Here is a 23,111-nt window from a genome sequence, read left to right as displayed (position 1 = left end):
AGGAAGGCAATCGCGCCCGGTGGCGCGGCCGGGCTTCAAACCCGGTTGGGGACGGCATCCGTTCCCGGGCAGGTTCGACTCCGGCTGCCTTCCGCCATTTTGCGTTTTCCCTTTCGCACGATTACTTCGTGATATAGATCACTTGGGCGCTTGACCACTTATCAGAACTATCATTTTTGACAGTGGAAACGTTTATGGGTGTCATTTATAACAAGGTTGCAGTAATTCTGATATTCCTGGGAATTAAAAGGAGTTTTTATGTCTCTCTCTAAAATCAGCGTTTATGTCCGTGTCGGACATGGCGATAATGTATCAGGGCCTCTGGCGGCCGAATTTTCTGGACTGTTCGGAGGAGGTAGTTCCAAGCCTCCTAATGAACCGGAGCATGGAGTTCAATATGAACTCTCTGTTGATACTGCCAAAACGACGGGGTTGGCTCTAATTCACCAAATAGAACAGAGATGTGGTCAAAGTCTTTTAATGAGAAAGGGTTGGGAGTCTACGCTACAATATTTTAAGAATGTCACGCCATTTAAGACCAAAGCTGAAGGTAAACCGTTCACCCAAATAGCTCAAGAGCTTAGGAATATGGGGCTTCCAAATATAATGGACAACGGTAAAGGTAACTACATCTGGGGAAAGAATACGCTTGATGAAATAGGTGTTACTGAGAAAGGTTTGGTTGTTTGCTATACTTTTCAATATCGCTACTAAGTGCTTTAACAAATCTACAAAAAAACAATCCATCGCCTGCTGCATTTTATCGAGATGCGATACCCTGCAGTTTTTGATTGCAGGGTATCTGGTTTGAAATAATTGTATTCGTATGACTTAGCGCCTTCGCCAAAATTAACAGCAGTACTTCATGCATCGAACGGGTTATAGGCGCCGCACTTGGGCGCGTGAGTGCCGTCGATCCCTCTGCCCCTGAACTCGTCATGAAGTTCAGGCCCGGGCTCCATACATCATGGATCAAACACCAAAAGGGCTGCGACTCCAGAATGCCGAGAGTCGCTGCTTTTTGCTTAATGGCCTTCAGAGGCGTTGAACATGGTCTTGGCGTAGATCAGGCCCAGGCCATAGGCACCGCCGTTGGCGATGGAGGTTTTCACCGTCTCATCGTAAGTCTCGGTACGTGCCCAGTCGCGCTGGAGTTCAAGCAAGTACTGCAGCGATGTCATGGGACGGGCACCGATCTGGATCATGCGTTGCAAGGCCATTTCATGCGCCTCGGTGGTGACATCGCCACAGGCGTCGGCAATCACGTAGACCTCGAAACCCTGGTCAATCGCCGAAAGGGCCGGGCCAACGATGCACACGGAAGTCCACAGGCCGGCCAGAACGATTTTCTGCTTGCCGGCTGCGTTGACTTCGACGGCAATACGCTCGTCCTCCCAGGTGTTCATGCTGGTGCGGTCGATCACCTTGTGTTCCGGGAATACCGATTTGATTTCGTCGAAAATCGGGCCGGAAAAACTCTTCTCGGCGACGGTGGTGAGGATGGTCGATACCTTGAAGCCCCTTGCGGCCTTGGCGACGAGGGCCGCGTTATTGCGCAGGGTGACGGCATCGATGGACTTGGTTGCAAACGACATCTGCGACTGGTGATCGATCATGATCAGGGTGTGGTCGGTCGGGGTCAGCAGGGTTTTGCCGGGAACTGCTTTTGCAATGGCCATGGTGAATGTCCTTACGGATGAAGTGAGGGATGATTCGCGAGGCCATGGTTGCGTAGATTCGGGCTGGAATATTGAGTCGATGTGCTGTTTTTTTCGTAGGAGTAGTGGCGGCGGGCAGGCCATTGAAATACCGCCAACAACACAACTATGACCTACGCTTATTTCCAGACGCATGTTCAACGAACAGGGGCTCTTCCCTGATCGAAAACAACAAGAACAGCTATCCGGAGACGACTCATGTTTGCATTGGCCCGTCGATTCAGCAGCAACCTCGCCGTTTTCATTACCGCCGCCGCGCTCGCATCACCGGTTTTTGCGCTGGACACCGTCAAGTTCATGGCCCCGGGTTCGGTCGGTGGTGGTTATGACCAGACCGCACGCGTCCTGGGCAAAGCCATGGTCGAGGCGAAAACGGCAAAGTCCGCTACCTTCGAGAACAAGGGCGGCGCCGGTGGCACCCTGGGGTTGGCGCAGTTTGCCAACGGCACCAAGGGCGACGCCAATGCCCTGCTCGTGGTCGGAGCGATCATGGTCACGGCCATCGAGCAGAATAAACCGCAGATTACCTTGAAGGACGTGACACCGATCGCCCGGCTGTTTACCGAATACAACGTGATTGCCGTGCGTGACGACTCCCCGTACAAAACCCTGAGCGACTTGCTCAAAGACTTCAAGGCCAACCCGTCCAGCATCAAATGGGGCGGCGGCTCCAAGGGTTCGATCGACCACATCGGCATCGCCGAACTGGCGAGCAAAATGGACATTCCCGTCAACAAGGTGAATTACGTTGCCTTCGCCGGGGGCGGTGAAGTCGTTGCCGCGGTGCTGGGGGGGCACATCACGGTGATCACCGGCGGCTACGCGGAGCTTGCCAAATACGTGCAGTCCAAGCAGTTCCGCTTACTCGCCATCGGCGCACCCAACCGCGTAGAGGGCATCGATGCACCGACCCTTAAAGAAAGCGGCTATGACGTGACGATTGGCAACTGGCGTGGCGTTTACGGCGCAGCGGGCCTGACGCCCGAACAGCGCAAAGAGCTGACCGAAGCCGTCCTGACCGCCACCAAAAGCAACGTATGGCAAGAAAACGTAAAAACCAATGCATGGTCACCGAGCATTCTGACCGGGGATGATTTCGGCAAATTCGTCGAAGAAGAACATGGGCGCCTGCGCGCAATGCTGGTCAAGGTCGGGCTGCTTTGAGATGGCCGGGCGCTGGAGAGTCATGCCGACCCAATTGGCGATTGGCGTCAGTATCGTCGTCATCAGCGCGGTATTGGCGTTCGGCGCCTCGCGGTTTCCGGCCGAAATGGGCTTCGTCATCATGGCGGCGTACGTCTATCCCTACGCCGTCGCGGCGTTTCTGGGCGTCGTCGGTCTGTTGATGTGCTATCAGGCGCTCACCGGTGGTTTTCGCAACCTTCCCGACGACCATGAGACCACCCAGGCTCTGCCCGGCGGCAAGCTCGGCGCAACCTGGGTCACGGCGGGGCTGGTGGGCGTTGCCTTGCTCATTACATACATCGGCTTCGTCTTGGCTGCGGCACTGCTGTTTGCCTGTTCTGCACGAGGTTTTGGCAGTCGCAGCCCACTGCGGGACCTGGCCATCGGCATCGCCCTGACGCTGCCGATCTACTGGCTTTTCACCGCCGGGCTAGGGGTTTCCCTTCCGCCCCTGGTCAACGCCTGGATCTGATCCAGGCCGAAGGAGGTCGACAAGGTGGACATTCTCGCGAGTCTGGCAACCGGCTTTGGTGCCGCGTTGGCGCCAATCAATCTGATGTGGGGCTTTATCGGCTGCCTGCTGGGTACCGCGATCGGTGTTTTGCCGGGGATCGGGCCGGCACTGACGGTCGCGCTGCTGCTGCCGATTACCGCCAAGGTCGATCCTACCGGCGCGCTGATCATGTTTGCCGGCATCTATTACGGCGCTCAGTTTGGCGGCTCCACCACCTCGATTCTGCTCAACACCCCGGGTGAGTCGTCCTCCATGGTCACGGCCCTGGAAGGCAACCTCATGGCCCGCAACGGGCGCGCAGGCCCCGCCTTGGCGACGGCTGCTATCGGCTCATTCGTGGCTGGCACCATTGCGACAATCTTGCTGACCTTGTTCGCTCCACTCGTAGCCACACTGGCACTGAAGTTCGGGCCGGCGGAGTATTTCGCGATTCTGGTGCTGGCCTTCACCACGGTGTCGGCGGTGCTCGGTGCGTCGATGCTGCGCGGCTTCGTTTCGTTGGGGATCGGACTGACCATCGGCTTGATCGGTCTGGACTCGACCTCAGGCATAGCTCGCTACACCCTGGAGGTGCCCGAGTTGGTCGATGGCATCGAAGTGGTGCTCGTCGCGGTGGGGTTGTTTGCCGTCGGAGAGGCGTTGTACAGCGTGCTCTACCAAAAGGAAGAAACGGCCAGCCGACATCGCTTGACCTCGTTGTGGATGACCCGCGCCGACTGGAAACGCTCGATCCCCGCGTGGCTACGGGGCACCCTGATCGGTTTTCCCTTCGGCTCCATTCCGGCCGGTGGCGCGGAAATTCCGACATTCCTGTCTTATTCGACCGAACGCAAACTCAGCAAATACCCGAAAGAGTTCGCGGCCAGCAAAGGCGAGGGCGCCATCGAAGGTGTCGCCGGCCCCGAGGCGGCCAACAATGCCAGCGCCACCGGTTCGCTGGTGCCGTTGCTGACCCTGGGCATCCCGACCTCGGCCACCGCGGCGATTCTGTTGGCCGCGTTCCAGAACTACAACCTGCAACCGGGGCCGCTGCTGTTCCAGACCTCGGGCGAACTGGTCTGGACCCTGGTGGCTTCCTTGTACATCGGCAACGCCATTCTGCTGGTGCTGAACCTTCCATTGGTGGGCCTGTGGGTCAAGCTCCTGCAGATCCCCCGGCCATACCTGAACGCCGGCATTCTGGTATTCGCGACCATCGGCGTGTACGGCATGCGCCACTCGACGTTCGACCTGTTTCTGATGTTGGCCATCGGCTGGGCCGGGGTGTTGATGCGGCGTTTCGATTTCCCCGTCGCCCCGGTGATCGTCGGTATGCTGCTGGGCCCGATGGCGGAAAAACAACTGCGCAACGCCTTGTCGATCAGCCAGGGCGACTGGATGATATTTGTGACGCAACCCATCGCCGCCTCGCTCCTGGCGCTGACGCTGCTGGTGCTGCTGGTTCCGTACGTGCTGCATAAACGCGGGATCAAATTGCATGAGGATGATTGAGCGTTTCGCGAGCCAGTCCGAGCATCACGCGCTCATGAATCACCACGTAGATCGTTCCCATGCTCCGCGTGGGAATGCCTCAACGGACGCTCCGCGTTCGGCTGCGGAAGGGACGCAGAGCGTCCCGGGCTGCGTTCCCACGCAGAGCGTGGGAACGATCATCGAGCTACCCACAAAATCTTCGGAAGTTTCTGACAGAGTCTCCCGTTGCGGCGCTCCAGCACAGCCCTTTATAGTTCCGGCTCGCGGCAAATTTCGCGACGATCTTGGCCGGTCGATAACCTAGGAAAACTCATTAATCAGGAGCTACCTCAATGTTCGACCAAGTCATGCCACGCTACCTTCCCATCGACACCTACGACGCCGAAAACCCGGTGCTCTTCATCAACACCCACAAAGAACTCAGCGACATGGCCGCTTGCGCCATGCACCGCTTCACCGTGGTTCGCGATCTGACGGATACCTTGTCCAGCCTCAATCTCACAGGCATTTCCGACTGCGACCTGACCCGCGTCACCCGGGCGGTGCATCTGCTGATGCGCGAAGGTTGCGCAATACTGGATGTGATTCAGGCTCGGGCGTTGCAGCGGGAGGAGGGGTTCAAGACTGCTGTTTAGCGGTGTTTGATCTGACGCTATCGCGAGCAGGCTCCCACACTGAACCGTATCCACCTTGAGAACGCGGTCAAATGTCGGAGCGAGCCTGCTCGCGAATGGGCCTAAAGATCGCAGCCAACGCCTGATCAGAAGCGGAACGCTTGTCGTCCTACCAGTAGCCATTTGCCTTGCTGTTTCTGCCAGATCTGGAAGTTCTCGATTTCCGTGGGAACGATCTCTTCACCCTTGATGGCTTGCGCCGAAAAATGATGACGAACCAACGCCACATCACCCGAGAGCGTGATGGTCTGGCCTTGCATTTCGAGTGTCTTGAAAGCGCTTTTGCCGCTTTCGATGTCGGCGATAAACGCTTTCTTGTCCTGGATTTTCCCGCTGGAATGGCCGTAGGTAAGGTTTTCAGCGGTGAGCGCATTCAGTTTGGGAATGTTCTTGGTCAGCATGGCTTGAGTCAGATGGTCTACCGCCACGGCGACGTCTTTCTCGCCGGAGGAGGGGGCTGCCATCACGTAGCCGCTGAAGAGGCACAAGAAGCCGATAAGCAATTTCGTTTTTTTCATGGGTATTTTCCTTGTTGTTATGGAGATGACAGACGAGAGATAGGTGTATCGTCTGTCATCGTACAACTTAGCAGGTTTTTTGTTGCGAGATGCATTCCGCGAATACCCACCCGAACCTGTGGGAGCGGGCTTGCCCGCGATAGCGATGTTTCATCCGAAATCAATGTTGAATGTGCCGCCGTCATCACGGGCAAGCCCGCTCCCACAGGTTCTGCAATGCGCTTTTTATCACTTCATCATCTGCTTGGAACTCCGCGCCAGACACCCTCGTCATCTGCAATGAAGCACCACCGCGGCCACACCGCGGCCACTCCCTGACGTGTTCATTACGAAGGCGATGGATGACATGACTATTCCAGACAGCAGAACCGGACAACCGGATGCCCCTCGGGATCCCGCAGGCTCCGAACAAAGCTTTCAGCATTTAAAGGAGGAGGTTACCGAAGCGATAGGCGGTGCGCGGCATCAGGCCGATGAGCAGTTCGGCCAGTACCGCGATACCGCAGCGGACCAGATTGAAGCATTGGCCAGAGGCGCCCAATCAGTCGTTTCCGAAATCAGGACGAACGATACGTTCGGGATGTCCGATTACCTGGCAGACATGGCCGACAGCATGAGCAGCCTGGCTGGAAAACTGCGCAGCAAAAGTGCCGAAGAGCTTTTGCACGATGGCGCTGATCTGGCACGCGACAATCCGGGGTTGTTCATTGTCGGCAGCATCGCGGTGGGGTTCGGTTTGTCGCGGTTCCTGAAAGCGGGCACGGCGACCCTGCCGACAACAACCGACCGTGAGTTCACTGCCCAAAGCAGCACACCCACATTCACTGGCGATGGCTCGCAAGGACTTTATGAAACATCGATGCCGACCGGGGGCGATCTGTCGCCCGGATTGGCCACGGGCATCACGCCGTCCTCGCCGAGCGCACCCGACCATCGTGGCGACAGTTCCTCAATGCCGGGGTCCAGCCCCTTCTCAGGAGAACGGTGATGAACAGAGAAGATCCAGAACTGCAACGCACACCACCCGTCACACCGTCGGTCACGACGGCTGATCATGACGCCTCCGTGGTCGGTTTATTGCGGCAGTTAACTCGGGAAGTACCGGCGTTATTCACCAAGGAACTGGCGTTGGCCAAGGTGGAATTGCAGGCCAGCCTGACGACGTTGAAGGCAGGGATTGCCGGGGTCGCCGGTGGCGCCATCGTGCTGCTCGCCGGGTTCATCATTCTGCTGATGGCGGTCGTCTATGCCTTGAGCCTGGTGATGGCGCCCTGGCTGGCCGCGCTGATTGTCGGCGTCGTGGTGATGGTCATCGGGTTCGTGATGCTGCAAGCAGGCAAAAAACAATTGGAGCCTTCCCACTTCAAGCCTGATCGCACCCTGGACGCCTTGAACAAAGACCAGGAAGCCCTGCGGAGGAAAGTGTCATGAACCGAGAATTCGAAACCGAAGCGGCCAAGAGCCCGGAAACCATCGAGCGTGAAATCGATGCGCAACGGGAGAACATCGGGCATATCGTCGACGCGCTGGAAAGCAAGTTCACCCCCGGCCAGATGTTCGATCAGGCGCTGCTGATGATGCAAAGCAACGGCTCGACCTTCCTGACCAATCTGGGCACCAGCGTGCGCAACAACCCCGTGCCCGCGGTGCTGACCTCGGTCGGGCTGATGTGGTTGATGATGAGCCAGAATCGCCCGCCAACGCCCATGGAATATCGCGTCGAGCCGCAGCCGGATGTCGACTGGGCCGATGACTTGGGTGAAGGGCTTTCCGAGGGTTTGGACAGCGCCCGACAGCGTCTGCACGACACCACCGATTCGCTCAAGGACAGCTATCAGGCGGTCAAGGGTAAGGCAGCGCACCTGAGCGATAGCCTGCATGCGAAGACCGATCAGCTCAGTCACGCCGTCCATGACACCAGCGATCGCCTGGCGCGCAGGACTCATGAAATGGGCGACCAGTTCAGTCATCTGCTCAAGGAGCAACCCCTGCTGATGGCCGCGATGGGTATCGCGGTGGGCGCGTTGTTGGGCGCGGCGTTACCCACCACTGCAACGGAACGCCGTTATCTGGGCAGGACCAGCGCAAGCCTCACCGGCAAGGTCAAGCAGCAAGCACGGGAGGGTTATGAGGCGGTGCGCGAAAAGGTGATGGAAACCACGGAGCCCCACGAGGCAATCGCTGGAGAAACGGGCGAGATGCGCAAGACCGCGTCCGAAACCTCGGCCGATCTGTCGCGTGGGTTGGGAACTTCTTGACAGGTATCAGGGCAAGGCGGGAGGTCTGATGCACAGACGTCCCGTCGAGCCCGGCGATGAGCTTGATCCCGAGGGTGAGCCGGTTTTCAAGGACCGTGTGGCTGGCACGATCAAGGATTTGAAACTCACCTTGAATGACGGAATGACGCTGGAGATTCAGCCCATTGCTGGCACCTGACTCATCGGTAACGAAAAGTTCAGAGAACGTGCGTCAGCTGCCACTGATTTTCCAGTGTTTGACGTTATCGGCAAACACCATCTGATGCATTTCGTGGGCGATGCCGTAGGCCAGGGATTCATGCGCCGCAATGACTTTTTCTTCCGCTGAAAGGCAATGAAAAATATCCAGTTTGGTCTCTGCGTGGGCAGTTTCCAGGGCAAAGATTTGCACGTAACGCGCGAGGTCGTTATCCAGGCTCGACAGGTATTCGCGCAGACGTTGATGGTCAACCGAGTTTTGGCTGAAGTACCAATTCATGGGGTGAATCAGAAACCGCGAATGGGGCGCGGTGATCCGTCGGCCGGCGGCCAGGTACATGATGATGCCCATCGATTCGATGTTGCCGGCATTGATCGCGCACAGCGGCACCGGCAGGGATTTGAGGAAGGTGTAGAGGGCGAAGCCAAAATTGGTGCTGCCACCGCAGGTGGAGAGATTGAGCAGCAAGGAGGAGGCGCCCTGGTCGATGGCGTCGAGGCAGCAGTCCCGGAAGCGTTCCATGGTGCCCTGATCAATCTGGCAATGAAAGTGGACGATGTGCTCAGTCATCGACGTACCTCCATAGAGGATAAATTAGAGAGCTGATGATTCAGCGTAACTGTTTGAATGATGCCAGACCTTAACGCTCTTTTCTTTCATGAATTTGTATAAGCGGAACCCATTTTTATACTCGTTTAACTCACCCCCATTAGTCGCCGCACCAGGAGTTTTCTGGAACTAATAACTCCAATCCGTTGGTCGCAAGAATGCCGCATCAGTTCAAACTTTCAATCACAGAAAACCTCGGAATTAGACGAACCCACGAAGGTTCGCGAGAAATAATGAGGAGAACGAAAATGGCTAACACCGGTGACAAAAAACCTGGCAATTTTGCCAACGACCCTCAAAAAGCCTCTGAAGCTGGCAAAAAAGGCGGGGTATCGGGCGGCGGGATGATGAACGATCCGCAACGCCCCTCCGACGCCGGCAAAAAAGGTGGACAGGCCTCAGGGGGCCGTCAATCCAGCGATACCAATCGTCCCGGCAGCGAACAGGGAGGAGGCCGCTCGGGCAGCTTTGTCGACAGAGAGAAAACATCTGACGCAGACAAAAAAGGAGGAGGGCAAAATCCCGGCGGCGGGCGTAAACCCTGATGCCGTATGAAATACATCAAGCCCCGCTTATGGCGGGGCTTGGTTTTCTCCAGGTCAGATTCCTGATGCCTCACGCATCATGATAGGCGCGTGCTGTGCCATCAGCTCAGCGACCCAATCAATGAACACGCGCAGCTTGAAGCTGATATGCCGGTTCGGCGGAAAAGCCACGTAGATCGGCATCGGATCGAGACGCCAATCCTCGAACAAACGGACCAACTCGCCGCGCGCTTCGTATGGTCTGGACATGTAGTCTGGCAGCCAAAGCACTCCGAGGCCGGCCAGCCCGGCCGCGATATAGGCATTGCCATCGTCGACCGCCAGCACATAGCGACCTTTGATATGCACGCTCTCACTGTTGCTGCGCATGGCATAAGGCACGGCTTTGCCTGTGCGTGCCCACAGGAAACCGACGACACGATGATGCGAATCTTCCAGCTCTTGTGGATGCGACGGCGTACCGACGCGTTCCAGGTAGCTCGGCGCCGCATAAACGCTCAACTGGAGGTCGCCTACCCGCCGGGCCATCAGAGACTGATCGGTTAGTTCTCCGCCGCGCACAACGCAATCCACATTCTCGCCAATCATATCCACGATGCGATCGCTGACGCCCATGTCGATCTGGATGTCAGGGTATCGAGCATGAAACGCAGGCAACGCCGGTACCAGAATCATGCTGGCCAGCGGGCTGGGCACATCCACTCGCAGCCGGCCCCGGGGCAGGGTCGAGGCGCTGGACAGGCTAGTCTCGGCATCGTCCATGTCGGCTAGCAGCCGTATCACGCGTTCGTAATAGACGGCGCCGTCGGCCGTTACGTTGACCTTGCGCGTCGTGCGGTTGAGTAATTTGACGCGTAACCGGGCCTCCAACTGCTGCACCAGTTGCGTCACGCTCGTCTTGCTCATATGCAGTGTTTCGGCCGCTTTGGTGAAGCTGCCCGTTTCCACCACCCGAGCAAATGCCTGCATCGCATCGAAACGGTCCATTTCTGCCCCGGATATCTATTGGATTGTTTGGGATTTACAAACAGTGATGGCTACAGTTGCTCGTTTATCGGGCAGGCACAAGTCCTTAAAGTCTCTTCATCATTAATTGCGGGTCGTCTTTGACCCGTTGATGGAGGCACTTTATGACTCAGCGTGATGTTGTTTTTCCTCCCGGACGCCAAGCGCTTTATGAGCGCAATCGCTATTCGCCGGCGATTCGGTCCAATGGCTTTTTATTCGTTTCGGGGCAAGTCGGTAGTACCGAAGACGGCTCACCCGAGCCCGAGCTGGAGACTCAGGTTCGGCTCGCGTTCAACAATCTGAACGCGATCCTGGGTTCTGCTGGTTGCACCTTCGACGACGTGATTGACGTAACGGTCTTCATCGTCGATCCCGAATCGAAGTTCGAAACGATCTGGAAGGTAGTGCCGGAGTTCTGGGGTAACGCACCGCACCCAACGTTAACTGCTGTCGGGGTAACGTGGCTGTATGGCTTTGAGTTCGAGATCAAGGTGATCGCCAAGCTTCCTGAAACCATCAGGAGCTGAGCTGACCAGCGATAGCGCGGCGCAACTATCGGTTCAAGTAATAGTGACAATCAAGAAACGCAAGTTCTGGTTTGTTGGGCAAAGGTGGAAAATCTCCTCCATCGAAGACATTGCCCAATGAACCAGACTTTTTATTTTCAGGACTTCACCGATGCGCCCTTTATTTGTTCCTGTCATGGCTTTCGCCTCCTTGCTGCTGGCCGGTTGCGCCTCCGCGCCGAACGACCCGACGCAGACCTTTCAGACGAAAAAAACGCCTGCCGAGTACGCCGATTGCGTGATACCGAAGTTGCAGGGCAGCGCACTGAACCCGACGGTCTCGCAAACCCAGCGCAGCTACCGGATCGTGGTGCCGAGCAAAGTCGCGGCAGACAACGTTCTCGAAGCCTACAAGACCCCGAATGGCGGCAAGGTGTTTTTGTATGAGCGCCACTTGCTGGCGTCGAACTTCATGCCTTCGAGTTTCGAACGTGCCGCGCAGGAGTGCCTGTAACCGCTTTTTAAAAATGCTCCTTTGGTTGGCCGCAACCAACCAATTTTTTGTCCCGTGACTCATTCGGTCACGGGACTTTTTTTGCGTGCAGATAGTTAAGCCGTAATGTTATCCGTAGCAGCAGCCTCGCGAGCTCGGCATCTGCTACATAGATTGATCCGCTGAAGTTGCGGTGATGGCTGGCGTTTTCTAATGATCATCTATGGGTGGAAGATCATTGACAGACCGGACGTCCCACCAACGTCATGACTGCCTGGGCTTGCGCTAGCATAAAAGATGTTCAGGCCACTCGCCCTGACTTCACAGGTCATGGGTGTGTCGAGTGTGCGTGACGGGCTCTGTCAGTTGCAGGGCCGGAGGAGGCGTGTTGAAACCATTCCAGCTCAGACCTAGCGCCTCAACCCTGAACATGTTGCGTCAAGCGTGCCTGCAACGCCGTGATGCGGTGCCGCCAACGTTAACGGAACAAGCACTGATCCCGGGCATTCCAGATGCTCGCTACTGGCTGGACCAGGACCTGACTCCGTTCATTCGGGATGTGAGCCAGGCCAACCTTCGAGAGGCTGAGGCGCTCGCCAGCGCAGGGCTACCGAATGACATCCTGCCGCGGGCAAATATGCTGGCCGTTTCGGGCGGCGGCGACGCCGGCACATTCGCGGGGGGCATCATTGCCGGATGGACCCGGCATGGGACTCGTCCTGTGTTCAAAGTTGTCACCGGCATTAGCGCTGGCGCCCTGGTCGCCCCGTTCGCTTACCTGGGGCCCCAGTACGACGATGTCATTGTGCGTATCTGCAATGCAGTCGGTCCAAAAGACATTTTCCATGCGCGCAATATGCTGACCCGTCTTACCAGCGATGGTATGGCGCACAGCAAGCCACTGTCGCGGCTCATTGCACAGTACGTCACTGCCGAGATTCTTGCGGCGATCGCGGCGGAATACGCCAAAGGACGGCTCCTGATGATCGGTACAACCGACCTTGATTCAGGGCGCCCGGTCACCTGGAACATGGGCGCTATTGCCTCCAGCCAGGCACCGGGAGCGCTCGAGCTGTTTCGCAACATCATGGTCGCGTCGATGAGTATTCCCGGTGCCGTCTCACCCGTCATGATTGATGTGGAGGTTGACGGCCAACAGTTTCAGGAAATGCACGTGGACGGAGGTGTCCTTACGCAGGTGTTCCTTTACCCGCCCGGCACCGTGATGGCGCTGAACCAGGTACCCGGGGCGCGTTTGCGGCGTGAACGGCATTTCTATGTCATTCGCAACGGCAAACTGGAACTGCAATGGTCCGGAACGAAGCGCCGAACCTTGAGCATTGGCGGTCGAGCGATCAGCGCATTGATCCAGACTCAGGGGATCAGCGATCTGGATCGAATTTACCGAATTGCCCAGCAAGATGGGGCGGACTTCAATCTGGCGTACATCGGCTCCGACTTCCACATTTCTCGCCTGCATAAATTCGATGGTGAGTACATGAAGCGCTTGTTCAAGTACGCCTTTGAACTCAGTGCCAAAGGCTATCCGTGGCATAAATCGCCGAGTACGTGAGAGACGGTCTCAGCTAGCAGGCTCGGCCGTACAACTCATTTCCCCTGAGCCTGGTTTCTGGAAAAGAGCCACGTTGCCGTCTTGCCAGAAGCTGTAGCTCCCCTGGGAATCCTTGCCAGTGTATTGGGTTCCCGAATCATTCCGCACCTGACTCAGGGTGATCGAGCTGTTCGCCCATTTCAGGTACACGACACCAGGCTGCGTGTTAAAGAAAGTGGCGGCAATCAATGCGTTTAACCCTGTACACCGAAAAGCCAGGGGACCTTCGGTGAGTCTGTCTGGATCCTTGGTTCTCACAATGGCCGAGCCTTGGCGTAGCTGGTGCGCGCGCTCGGCATAACTTCGGATCGCGCACGCCTTGGGCGCAGGGTCGGAGCCACACTGATTGCGAGCCTCGATCCAGAACTGCTGGTCGATCATGACTTTGTCTGGACGCGGTACAGAATGATCATCCGTGAGCGCCAGGCGATAAAGACGCGTCAGTTCGATATCCATTTGCGTCAGTTGTGGATCGCGACAGATAAGCTTTTCGACGGATACCTTTGCCGTGGCGCAGTCGAAGCTGGTCTGGAATGTCGGCGTAGCAGGTGAAGCATTGACCCAACTGCTCGCCGCCGCGCACAGGCTGGTAGCGAACAGGCAGGTGACCGTTTTCATGTTGGGCTGATTCATTACCTGATACCCGGATTGCTGTGGGATCTATTGATCCGTTGAACAGTCATTTGTTCGCATTGGGTGTATCGCAGTGTAAGTCAGTGCTTAAAACTTGCCGCTCCCGTTTGAGTTCGAGGGAGTAAAAGTGCAAATGGAATTAGAGGTTGCAGCATTAGAACTTTGTTCCAGGGTTAGTCGCCAGACGCTGAGCTAGACTCAAAGATCCAAAGCACACTGATAGCAGTGGAGGCTTTATGAAAAAATCCATTTCCCCCTGTCTGGCTACGATTGTCTCGGTATTTTGCCTTTGCGCTTCAGCCGAGACCGTAACGCCGCTCAAAGGGCAGTCTCCCGAAATCATTCAGCAGGACATCAGCTCATGCCAGGCTCAGGCCGGTAACACGGCAAGCACCAGCACAACGCCTCAATCAGGTGGACGTGTCCGTGGTGCCGCTACTGGCGCAGTTGCCGGTGCCGCGGTTGCCGGAGCGCGCGGTCGTCAGCATGACGAGATTTATGACAAGGTAGACGACGATGTTAAACAGGAATATCGACAGAACAAGGCCAAGGATGCTGCTGTGGCAGGTGCGGTTGTAGGTGGATCTCGGCAACGTCAGGATCGTCGTCAGGACCGCCGGGCAGAACCGGCTGCCACTGCTTCCGCCTACAGCAGTTGCATGCAGCAACGGGGCTACCAGATAACCCCTTGAATCTGAACAACTAAGGGTTAATTGCAGCAAGATCTGTATCGTCTTTGAAGGGCGCGACGGTACAGGGAAGGGCGGAACGATCAAGGCGCTCAATCGTGCCTGACCACATAGGGGGTGCAATGCGCATTCCATTATTTTACGCGGTGTCAGCGGTACTGTTTTTGAGCGGATCCTCCTGCCTGGCGCAGTCATTGGATGCGACCGCGGCCGCCAACGCTGCCGCCACAGCGCCCGTCACGGCAGCGGTCAAAGATGCCGTGTTTACCCAGGAGCAGCTGGATCAAATACTGGCTCCCATTGCGCTTTACCCGGACCCGTTGCTGGCACAGGTGCTGATGGCCACCACGTACCCTGGGGAAGTCGCCGAGGCGGTAACCTGGTCTAAAGCACACCCGGATGCCAAGGGCGATGATGCGGTCAAACAAGTGGCGAGCCAGCCCTGGGATCCGAGCGTGCAGGCGCTGGTTGCCTTCCCACAGGTCCTGGCAACGCTGGGGCAGGATCCCGTCTGGGTACAACGTCTGGGTGATGCTTTCCTGGCGCAGCCCGACGATGTCATGGGGGGCGTGCAACGCTTGCGTCATCAGGCGCAAGCAGCAGGCAACCTGCAGAGCAACCAATATCAGAACGTGACGGTTCAGGCTGTTGCGGCACCGGCACCGGCAGCTACCGCTACAGCTCCGGCCCCTGCCAGCAGCACCTCCACCATCATCATTCAGCCCTCCGATCCGCAGGTGGTGTACGTACCCAGTTATAACCCGACAACCACCTACGGCACCTGGCCCTATCCTGCGTCGCCTCCCGTGTACTATCCACCGCCGCCAGCCTATTACCCCGGTTCGGCATTGATGGCTGGGTTGGCGTTCGGTACCGGTGTGGCTATCGTCGGTGCGTTGTGGGGTGAATGTGACTGGGGCAATAACGACATCGACATCGACGTCGATCGCTACAACAACATCAATCGCAACAACCAGATCACCCGTAATCAGAACAAGTGGCAGCACAACGCCGTTCATCGCGATGGTGTTCCCTATCGAGACAGCAAGAGCCGCGAACAGTACGGCCGACAACTGGGCGGCGCCAATCAGCGTGTAGCCTATCGTGGGGACGATGCTCAGAGGGCCCAGGCTCGTGAAAAAGCCCGCAGTTCAATGGACAAGCACGGTATCGAACGACCTGCCACCAGCAACCGCGAAGCCCGTGATCGAGCGCGCGCCGCCCAGTCCGGAACCTCGGCCAGCAATCGGATGCAAGCAGGTGCAGACAGACCGAAGTCGTCTGACAGAAGCCAGGGCACTGCCAGAAATACTCGGGAGAGTCAGCAACCCAGGAAACAGACCGCTCAGGTCAATCAGCGCGGGCAGGGCGACTCGCCGGGGCGCCAGGCTGCGCAAAAACGGCCGTCCGCCAGTAAGGGCAGTGCCCCCAACAATGTATTCGCGGGCGCGCGCTCACCGTCACAGACCAACGCACAAGCCAGTCGTGGCCGGGCCAGCCAGGCATCCGCCCAGCGTCCCAGTGCCTCGCGATCAGCCGGCCATCAGATCAGTCGGCCGTCCAATCCACCAGCGCGTCAAAGGGGAGGCCGTCGTTGAAAAACAATGCTCGAGTGAAGGCACTCATGGGCTTGCTCCTTCATGTCCTGGCAATAGCTGCCGGCTTGGCGTGGTCGGGCATTGTTACGGCACAGCAGGCATTTCCAACGCCAGAAATGGCCGCTCAAGCGTTCGTCGAAGCATTGGGTACGGAACACGCCGATCAGGCACGCCTGACAGCGTTGCTGGGTAATGAATGGCGCAGTTTCATCCCGCGCGAAGGCGTGCAGCGCAGTGATGTGGATGCGTTTTTGAAGCAATACCGCGAGCAACACGCCATTGAAAAAACCAGCGATCGCAAAGCGGTACTGTCGGTTGGCAGTGATCACTGGACACTGCCAATACCGATGATAAAAGACGCGAACGGTTGGCGCTTCGACATCAAGGCCGGTAGCGCGGAAGTCCGTGCACGTCGAATTGGCCGCAACGAACTCGCCGCGTTGCAATCAGTGCTGACCTATCACGATGTCCAGATGGATTATGCGTCAGTGGATCGTGACGGTGACGGCGCACTGGCCTATGCGCAGAAAATCTTCAGCACCGCCGGCAAGCACGACGGACTCTATTGGGCGGACGACGATAGCGGTCAGATCAGCCCGTTGGGCCCCGCGTTCGGCAAAACCATTGCTGGCGAAGACTGGCATGGTTACCAGTTCCGTATCCTTGATGGCCAAGGTCCTTCGGCACCTGGCGGCGCCTACAGCTACCTCATCGGTGACAAGATGATCCGTGGCTTTGCATTGATCGCCTGGCCGGCGAAATACGATGACACCGGGGTGATGAGTTTCATGATCAGTCATGAAGGACAAGTGTTCGAGAAAGACTTGGGACCCGGTGGTGACAAGTTGGCGCAGTCGATGAAGCGCTTTGATCCAGATGACAGTTGGAAGGTGGTTACTGTAGATCAAGAGTAGATCTACTTGGGTACTGCAAGTCCCCCGTGGGAGCGGACAAGTCCGCTCCCAGGATATGGGCCTAACTCAAAACTGTGAAATCGCTGGCGTGCAGCTCCTGCACGCCCACCAGTTGGATTTCGAACTCAGGGGTGGCCCCGGCGTTGACACTGCCGTAGAGAATGCCATCGGCAAAGCGCAGTTGGCCCGTGGCGTCGGCAGGGTCGAAGGCGTTGCTGCCGATGAAGGTGAAGGCGTCGACAGCGGTGGTCTGCGGGTTGGCGTCCAGGCCGGTGAAATCCAGAAGATCGCCTTCGGTGCTCTTGAAACCGTTGATCACATCACGCAAAGCCCCGAGGCCCATGTCCGACAGCGCACCAAATGCGTAGGTATCCGTGCCAGTGCCACCGGTGAGGTTGTCGGTGCCTGCACCGCCGATCAGCCGATCATTACCCGAACCGCCCACCAGCGTATCGTTGCCCGCACCACCGTTCAGAACGTTCGCGGCACTGTCGCCTGACAGACTGTCAGCGTAGGCACTTCCCATCAGGTTTTCGAAGAGTTTCAAGGTGTCGAGCCCGGAACTCACGGTGTTTTGTTGCGCTGACGTCGAGAGGTTTACGGTAACGCCGGACAGGGCGCGTTCAAAAGATACCGTGTCATTGCCATCACGCCCGTCCAGCACATTGTTGCCGGCTCCGGCGAACAGCGTGTTGTCCAGCGCATTGCCCGTGCCATTGGCAGCGCCAGTGCTGTCGATAGACAGACGCTCGACGTTGTTGCCGAGGGTATAGGTCGCCAGGCTGCTGTGCACACTGTCGACTCCTCCAGAAACGGCATTGCTGTCGGTCTCGATCACTGCGTCGTCGGCGTTGTCGACATAGTAGGTGTCGTTGCCATCGCCGCCGCTCATGCTGTCGTCCCCTGCGGCACCATCGAGCACGTTATTGGCGGCATTGCCGGTGATAAAGTTGTGCCGCTCATTGCCGGTGCCGTTGATGTCCGACACACCGGTGAGCACCAGGTTCTCAAGATTGGCGCCCAGGGTCCAGTTGATCGAGGCCTGCACCGTATCGATCTGCGAGGTCGAGGTGTTGGTTTCCACCACGCGGTCGAGCGCGTTATCGACCACATAGATGTCGTTGCCATTGCCACCGGTCATGGTGTCGGCGTCCAGTTTGCCATCCAGCGTGTCGTTGCCCGAGCTGCCCGCCAGGGTATCCGCCTGGTCGGTACCGGAAATCATGTTCCGGGCGTTGTCGAAAATGGCCTGCACGCTGTTGTTGTCGTTGGGGTTGCCCTGGAAGCCAAGGTCATTGGCAATGTAGTCGGCCAGGCGCTGACCGACGATCTCCGCCGACTCCTCGTGCAGGTGCCAGACGTCGTCTGGATATGTCAGCGGATCGACATCGTAGCGCAAGGGGAGGTCGGTGTAGTCCACCGCCAGCTTGACGTCGGCGCGCTCGGCGGCGATGGCTTCCTGGGCGGCGCGGACATAGCCAACCCCCTCGACGATGGAGGCAATCTTTTCTTCCGAATAACCACGGGCACGCGCCGCGTCTTGTTCGTAGTGACCGGTTTCCATCAAATACACGTTGAAGTTGCCGAACTGGGCATGCAGGTAATCAAACACCTTCAGGGTCGCGGCCTTGTAGGCCGCTGCTGCCGCTGCTTTGTCCGTGGCGCGGGCGATCTCCTGGGCGGCTTCCTCGCCCTGGCCCCAAATGATGCCCATGGTGACGTTATCGATCGATTGCAGTTCGGTGCGTTGGTCGCGCAGCAGCGTCACGGCGCGCAACAGCGCAGCCCCGGGTTGGTTGGTGTCGGTCAGCCACCAGCACAACTTGAGTTCCTCGGCGCTGAGCGTCGACACGCCGGTGACTGTGCTGCCGCCCACCGCGATGTCGATGCCGTTGCCATCGGCATCGGTGAACTGGCTGCGCACGTCATAGGGGGTGTAGCGGTCCAGGTCGTTGACCAGCATTGAGGTGCCGGACTGATTGTCGTCCTCCGTCATGCGCAGCAGGCGCGTATTGGATTGGCCGAGGGTGGGCAGGTAGAGGATTTCCTGCGGGGTGCTCTGGCCGAACACAAAGTCACTGGCGGTCAGGGTGTTGAGGTAGTTGCCGTTGAGGGCGATTTCAAAGCGATTGCCATCGGCATCCGCTTCGGCGGACTTGATGTAGGTCTTGTCGCCGGCCGCGTTGAGGGTGATGTACAACGTGCCATGGTGGCCATCGCCCAGGCCGATATAGCCCAGGCCCGAAACGTCGATCTTGTCGACGCCGGCGGTGAAGTCATAAATCGTGTCGGTGGCCGTGATGCCACCGGTGTCGTAGTCGCGGTAGCTGTCGAGCGCGTTGGTGTAGCGGAAGGTGTCGGCACCGTCGCCGCCATACAACGAATCGCGTCCGGCGCCGCCGTCGACGATGTCCGCGCCGGTGCCGGCCTTGATCGTGTCGTTGCCACCGAGGCCGAGGATCTGGTCTGCACCCGCCGTGCCATTGAGGGTTTCGGCATTGTTGGTGCCGGTGATGGTGTTGACGGGCGCATCGGCCACTACCAGGGCAAAGCTATCGCTGACCGACGCACCGGCCGGGTCCGTGGCTTTGACCAGCACGTTGTAATTGCCGGACGCGGTGCTGGTCGGCGTGCCAGTGAAGGTCAGGTTGGTGGCATTGAAGCTCAGCCACGCGGGCAGGGCGCTGCCATCGGCCAGGGTCGCGGTGTAACTGAGGCTGTCGTTATCTGGATCGGTGAAGCTGGTGGCCGGCACCGCGTAGCTGAACGTGGTGTTTTCGGTCGCATTCTGATCCAGCAATGCTGTTGCCACCACCGGCGCATGGTTGACCGTCGGCGACGTGGCGAAGACGAAGTTGGCGCTGGTCAGCTTGCCGAGGTAGTTGCCGTCCAGTGCTACTTCGAAGCGGTTGCCATTGGCGTCGGCGGTCAGGGTTTTAATGTAAGTCTTGGTGCCGGCACTGTTGAGCACCACGTACACGGTGTTGTTCTTGCCATCCCCCAGGCCGGTGAAACCTATGGCCGAGAGGTCGATCTTGTCGGCGGTGATATCGAAATCGGTGATCAGGTCACCAAGGTTGGCACCGCCGGTGTTGTAGTTGCGGTAACTGTCCAGACGATTGGAAAACACGAACGTGTCCGCCCCGGCACCGCCGGTGAGGGTGTCCATGCCTGCGCCGCCGTCGAGCTTGTCGTTGCCCGCGCCGCCACTGAGGTTGTCGTTGCCCGCCAGGCCGAGGAGGGTGTCGGCCGAATCGCTGCCCAACAGCGAGTCGCTGCCGCTGGTGCCGGTGATCACCCGATTAAAGATGAAGTTATTGGCCGTCAGGGTGCTGGTCAGGTTACCCGAGAGAATCAACTCGAAGCGATTGCCGCTGGCGTCGGCATCGAAGTCCTTGATGTAGGTGCGGTCGCTGCTGGCGCTGTAGCTGACCTGCAGGGTGCCGCCACGGCCATTGCCCAGGCCAGTGAAGCCGAGGTCGGCGAGGTCGATCTTGTCCTGGGTGACGTCGAAGTCGGTGATGATGTCATCGAAGCTTGTGGTTGCGTTGCGGTAACTGTCGGACTGTGCGGTGAAACGGAACGTATCGGCGCCGGTTCCGCCGGTGAGTTTGTCGATGCCTGCACCACCCACCAGAATGTCGCCACCGGCCCCGCCATTGATGGTGTCGTTGCCGGCAACGCCGTAGAAAATCTCGCTGGCGGCGCTGCCCAGCAAGGTGTCATTGCCAGCCGTACCTTGTACGGTGGTCATCGGCACCGTGGCGCTGACGTAGCTGCCGTCGCCATAGACCAGCGTGGCACCGTTGCTGGTGTGACTGATGGTATTGCCGATGATGGCGTTGCGATCAGTGCCGTCTTCATTGCGTTCGGCGACGCCGTAGGTCGACAGGTCGCTGCCGATAATGATGTTGCCCTGGATGGTGTTATCGCTGCCGTTGAAGTACTTGCCGGACACGCCCAGGGTGTCGTTGTAGGACTGAATAATGATCTCTGGTACGGGGCTGCCCAGGGAGTTGTTGGTGAGCGTGTTGTCGATGATCTCGACGTGGTTGCTGCCGTAGATGCGGATCCCGGCGCTGGTGTTGTCGTGAATATCGACGCCGCTGACCGTCACCTCGCTGGACATTTTGATCAGCACCCCTTCTGCGCCGTTGCCGTACACCTCGCCACCGGTGATGGTGATGTTGCTGGGGGAGGGGATGTCCTCGCTGCCGCGCTGGACCACGATGCCGTTGCCGCCATTGTTGTAGGCAACGTTATTGGTGAGCGTGAAGTCGTGGGTGCTGGTAACGATGTTGAAACCGTGGCGGTCGTTGTCGTAGGCGATGTTGTTTTCGAAGGTGCTATTGCTGAGGAAGTCAGCAACGAAGCCGTCCAGGCCGTTGCCGTGGGACACGCTGTTCTTGATGACCATGTTGACGGTCTGCTCGTGAGGGTCGAAACCGTACCCGGAGCAATCCTTGATCTCGACGCTGTCGAGGGTGACGTTGGAGTCGTAGCCTTCTTCGCCGGGAATGTAGCCGTTGAACCAACCGTCGATCTTGCCCGTGGTGTTGTCACGGTTGCCATCGATGGTGAGGTGGCTGACGCCGAAGTCGTGGGTTTGCTCGCCATAGGCGGAGCGGATGACCCCCGTGATTTTGGTGTCGGAGCCGTCAGCGACCTTGACGGTGGTTGCGCCCATGCCGTCGCCGTACAGGTAGACGTTGCTCTTGAGCATCAGGCAGCCGTCGGACGGTTCCTCGCCTCCCGAAACGATATAAGTTCCGGTCGGCATATACACCTGCCCCCCGCCTGCAGCGGCCGCCGCATCAATTGCACTTTGTATTGCCGCCGTGTCGTCAGTGATGCCATCTCCTTTGGCGCCAAAATTTTGTACATCGAAAATCATGAGCTTATCTCCGTATCAGGCGAAATCTCGGTAAATGCCAATATTCCATCGACAGCTACCGTGTTATGACCCAGCGGAGCGCAAAAGTTGTGACCGCATATCGGGGAAGCGTCAAAAAACCGAACTAACTGATTAGCGGTTGCGAGGGATTTTGAGATATTTCTGAAAAGTAACGTTCTGTTGACGCTTGCTCAGGTAGCGAGCGATGCCCTGTGGGAGCGGCTCGCACAGCGCTTTGCACGAGCAAACCTGCTCCCACAGATTCCGGGGCGGAGTAGTATGGTATGAGTGACGAAGGGAGCCAGATATCGGGAAGGCCAGGATGGCTAATGCCCCTCAGGCTCCAGGTCCAGTTCGAATACTCTCTGATACTGGAGGTTTATCGTGAGCAACTTGAAGCTTCATCCTTCACTGGATAACGGAATAGAGCCAAGCGCTGCAAACTTCTCTGGCGGCACCCTGCAATGCCTGTGTCCGACCGATAAGGTTGAAATCAGGATTGACGCCCAGACTCTGCACAATCACGCCTGTGGCTGCAGCAAATGCTGGAAGCCCGCAGGTGCGAAATTCGCGGTCGTTGCTGTCGTTCCTCGCGATAAAGTCAGCGTCACCGCGAACGCCGAAAAGCTGGTCATCGTCGACGAGAGCGCGACCATTCAACGACATGCCTGCAAAGAGTGCCATGCACATATGTACGGTCGCATCGAAAATAAAGACCACGCGTTCTATGGCCTGGATTTTGTGCATACCGAGCTATCCCCGCAAAAAGGGTGGGCTGCACCGGGCTTTGCAGCTTTCGTTTCGTCGATCATCGAAACCGGCACCCCACCGGAGGACATGAAGGAAATCCGCGGAAAACTGCGCGCGCTCGGTTTGGAACCTTATGATTGCTTGTCGCCAGACCTGATGGACGCATTGGCTACGCAAGTGGCGAAGTTGAAGGGTGTTCTTGCATCCCGTTAAACCCACTTGCCGAATGTAATTATTCGGCACGATCCACCTTGGCTGAACCCTTGCTGCCACGCCCTTCACCTAAATCCGTTTCAGGTGAAGGGCGTTGCGCCAGCAAAC

General features: G+C 57.8%; 23 protein-coding genes, 1 tRNA gene and 1 pseudogene. 19 read left to right on the top strand and 6 right to left on the bottom strand.

The genetic code is table 11. The features are described 5' to 3' along the window. The first annotated feature begins 1 nt into the window (after position 1). Together PSH65_RS16320 and PSH65_RS16315 are read left to right on the top strand one after the other, a co-directional pair. Positions 2 to 97 (top strand) — tRNA-Sec (locus PSH65_RS16320). A 161-nt stretch (positions 98 to 258) separates the two neighbouring features. After that, positions 259 to 714 (top strand): hypothetical protein, encoded by a 456-nt coding sequence (locus tag PSH65_RS16315; protein ID WP_305421235.1) that lies wholly within the window; start codon positions 259 to 261, stop codon positions 712 to 714. Between the two features lie 311 nt (positions 715 to 1,025). Here the strand turns inward: PSH65_RS16315 and PSH65_RS16310 are convergent, their stop codons facing one another. Beyond that, entirely contained in the window at positions 1,026 to 1,679 is a 654-nt protein-coding gene (locus tag PSH65_RS16310; protein ID WP_123722783.1) for a hydrolase, read from the bottom strand. A gap of 237 nt (positions 1,680 to 1,916) precedes the next feature. On the opposite strand from PSH65_RS16310, the gene PSH65_RS16305 reads away from it, so the two are divergent. The 4 genes from PSH65_RS16305 to PSH65_RS16290 all read left to right on the top strand — a co-directional run bounded on the left by PSH65_RS16305 (position 1,917) and on the right by PSH65_RS16290 (position 5,525). Beyond that, complete coding sequence (locus PSH65_RS16305) at positions 1,917 to 2,882, top strand: tripartite tricarboxylate transporter substrate binding protein (RefSeq protein WP_305421232.1); 966 nt, start codon at positions 1,917 to 1,919, stop codon at positions 2,880 to 2,882. A gap of 1 nt (position 2,883) precedes the next feature. After that, on the top strand, positions 2,884 to 3,375 hold the full coding sequence (locus tag PSH65_RS16300) for a tripartite tricarboxylate transporter TctB family protein (RefSeq protein WP_305421230.1): 492 nt from the start codon (positions 2,884 to 2,886) through the stop codon (positions 3,373 to 3,375). A 24-nt stretch (positions 3,376 to 3,399) separates the two neighbouring features. Then, positions 3,400 to 4,908, top strand: coding sequence for a tripartite tricarboxylate transporter permease (locus PSH65_RS16295; RefSeq protein ID WP_305421229.1), 1,509 nt, complete (start codon positions 3,400 to 3,402; stop codon positions 4,906 to 4,908). 314 nt (positions 4,909 to 5,222) lie between these two features. Then, positions 5,223 to 5,525: a hypothetical protein gene (locus PSH65_RS16290; protein WP_305421227.1), complete on the top strand. Its 303-nt coding sequence runs from the start codon at positions 5,223 to 5,225 to the stop codon at positions 5,523 to 5,525. A 125-nt stretch (positions 5,526 to 5,650) separates the two neighbouring features. Here PSH65_RS16290 and PSH65_RS16285 read toward each other — a convergent pair whose 3' ends face one another. Continuing rightward, positions 5,651 to 6,082 (bottom strand): nuclear transport factor 2 family protein, encoded by a 432-nt coding sequence (locus PSH65_RS16285; protein ID WP_305421225.1) that lies wholly within the window; start codon positions 6,080 to 6,082, stop codon positions 5,651 to 5,653. A gap of 346 nt (positions 6,083 to 6,428) precedes the next feature. Between PSH65_RS16285 and PSH65_RS16280 the strand changes: the two genes are divergently transcribed. Genes PSH65_RS16280 through PSH65_RS16265 form a run of 4 tightly spaced genes read left to right on the top strand, consistent with a single transcriptional unit; the run spans position 6,429 to position 8,518 of the window. Continuing rightward, on the top strand, positions 6,429 to 7,070 hold the full coding sequence (locus tag PSH65_RS16280; RefSeq protein WP_305421223.1) for a hypothetical protein: 642 nt from the start codon (positions 6,429 to 6,431) through the stop codon (positions 7,068 to 7,070). Continuing rightward, complete coding sequence (locus tag PSH65_RS16275; protein ID WP_305421221.1) at positions 7,070 to 7,513, top strand: phage holin family protein; 444 nt, start codon at positions 7,070 to 7,072, stop codon at positions 7,511 to 7,513. Before PSH65_RS16280 ends, PSH65_RS16275 begins: the two co-directional genes overlap by 1 nt. Further along, positions 7,510 to 8,340, top strand: a complete 831-nt coding sequence (locus PSH65_RS16270) for a DUF3618 domain-containing protein (RefSeq protein ID WP_305421219.1) — start codon at positions 7,510 to 7,512, stop codon at positions 8,338 to 8,340. The genes PSH65_RS16275 and PSH65_RS16270 overlap by 4 nt, the downstream gene beginning before the upstream one ends. Before the next feature lie 28 nt (positions 8,341 to 8,368). Then, positions 8,369 to 8,518 (top strand): hypothetical protein, encoded by a 150-nt coding sequence (locus PSH65_RS16265; protein WP_305421217.1) that lies wholly within the window; start codon positions 8,369 to 8,371, stop codon positions 8,516 to 8,518. Between the two features lie 33 nt (positions 8,519 to 8,551). Here PSH65_RS16265 and PSH65_RS16260 read toward each other — a convergent pair whose 3' ends face one another. After that, complete coding sequence (locus PSH65_RS16260; RefSeq protein ID WP_305421216.1) at positions 8,552 to 9,109, bottom strand: ATP-dependent Clp protease proteolytic subunit; 558 nt, start codon at positions 9,107 to 9,109, stop codon at positions 8,552 to 8,554. A 287-nt stretch (positions 9,110 to 9,396) separates the two neighbouring features. Here PSH65_RS16260 and PSH65_RS16255 point away from each other — a divergent pair, with 287 nt between their 5' ends. Further along, on the top strand, positions 9,397 to 9,693 hold the full coding sequence (locus PSH65_RS16255; protein WP_305421214.1) for a general stress protein: 297 nt from the start codon (positions 9,397 to 9,399) through the stop codon (positions 9,691 to 9,693). A gap of 54 nt (positions 9,694 to 9,747) precedes the next feature. On the opposite strand, the gene PSH65_RS16250 is transcribed toward PSH65_RS16255, so the two are convergent. Next, the gene (locus PSH65_RS16250; protein ID WP_305421212.1) at positions 9,748 to 10,680 is read right to left on the bottom strand and encodes a LysR family transcriptional regulator; all 933 of its coding nucleotides are present in this window, start codon (positions 10,678 to 10,680) and stop codon (positions 9,748 to 9,750) included. 143 nt (positions 10,681 to 10,823) lie between these two features. Here PSH65_RS16250 and PSH65_RS16245 point away from each other — a divergent pair, with 143 nt between their 5' ends. From PSH65_RS16245 to PSH65_RS16235, 3 genes are all read left to right on the top strand, one after another. Then, positions 10,824 to 11,228: a RidA family protein gene (locus tag PSH65_RS16245; protein ID WP_305421210.1), complete on the top strand. Its 405-nt coding sequence runs from the start codon at positions 10,824 to 10,826 to the stop codon at positions 11,226 to 11,228. A gap of 151 nt (positions 11,229 to 11,379) precedes the next feature. Then, positions 11,380 to 11,721 (top strand): hypothetical protein, encoded by a 342-nt coding sequence (locus PSH65_RS16240; RefSeq protein WP_305421208.1) that lies wholly within the window; start codon positions 11,380 to 11,382, stop codon positions 11,719 to 11,721. A gap of 367 nt (positions 11,722 to 12,088) precedes the next feature. Further along, on the top strand, positions 12,089 to 13,273 hold the full coding sequence (locus tag PSH65_RS16235) for a patatin-like phospholipase family protein (protein WP_305427000.1): 1,185 nt from the start codon (positions 12,089 to 12,091) through the stop codon (positions 13,271 to 13,273). A 9-nt stretch (positions 13,274 to 13,282) separates the two neighbouring features. Here the strand turns inward: PSH65_RS16235 and PSH65_RS16230 are convergent, their stop codons facing one another. After that, positions 13,283 to 13,930, bottom strand: coding sequence for an MliC family protein (locus PSH65_RS16230; RefSeq protein WP_370694704.1), 648 nt, complete (start codon positions 13,928 to 13,930; stop codon positions 13,283 to 13,285). 251 nt (positions 13,931 to 14,181) lie between these two features. On the opposite strand from PSH65_RS16230, the gene PSH65_RS16225 reads away from it, so the two are divergent. The 4 genes and pseudogenes from PSH65_RS16225 to PSH65_RS16210 all read left to right on the top strand — a co-directional run bounded on the left by PSH65_RS16225 (position 14,182) and on the right by PSH65_RS16210 (position 17,146). Continuing rightward, positions 14,182 to 14,637: a YMGG-like glycine zipper-containing protein gene (locus PSH65_RS16225; RefSeq protein WP_305421204.1), complete on the top strand. Its 456-nt coding sequence runs from the start codon at positions 14,182 to 14,184 to the stop codon at positions 14,635 to 14,637. 25 nt (positions 14,638 to 14,662) lie between these two features. Further along, a pseudogene (locus tag PSH65_RS16220) lies at positions 14,663 to 14,728 on the top strand (hypothetical protein); the annotation flags it as partial. Positions 14,729 to 14,756: 28 nt separating this feature from the next. After that, a complete protein-coding gene (locus PSH65_RS16215) occupies positions 14,757 to 16,232 on the top strand; it encodes a DUF3300 domain-containing protein (protein WP_305421202.1) in 1,476 nt (491 codons plus the stop codon). Between the two features lie 26 nt (positions 16,233 to 16,258). After that, positions 16,259 to 17,146, top strand: coding sequence for a DUF2950 domain-containing protein (locus tag PSH65_RS16210; RefSeq protein ID WP_305421201.1), 888 nt, complete (start codon positions 16,259 to 16,261; stop codon positions 17,144 to 17,146). Positions 17,147 to 17,207: 61 nt separating this feature from the next. On the opposite strand, the gene PSH65_RS16205 is transcribed toward PSH65_RS16210, so the two are convergent. Continuing rightward, positions 17,208 to 22,040 (bottom strand): glycosyl hydrolase family 28-related protein, encoded by a 4,833-nt coding sequence (locus PSH65_RS16205; protein ID WP_305421200.1) that lies wholly within the window; start codon positions 22,038 to 22,040, stop codon positions 17,208 to 17,210. Between the two features lie 384 nt (positions 22,041 to 22,424). On the opposite strand from PSH65_RS16205, the gene gfa reads away from it, so the two are divergent. Next, positions 22,425 to 23,003, top strand: coding sequence for an S-(hydroxymethyl)glutathione synthase (gene gfa / locus PSH65_RS16200; protein WP_305421198.1), 579 nt, complete (start codon positions 22,425 to 22,427; stop codon positions 23,001 to 23,003). Positions 23,004 to 23,111: the final 108 nt, after the last annotated feature.

This window comes from Pseudomonas sp. FP603 (genome assembly GCF_030687415.1).
Lineage (GTDB): Bacteria > Pseudomonadota > Gammaproteobacteria > Pseudomonadales > Pseudomonadaceae > Aquipseudomonas > Aquipseudomonas wuhanensis.
The sequence above is the reverse complement of the archived record's forward strand: the minus strand, read 5'-3'. Positions and strand labels throughout refer to the sequence as shown.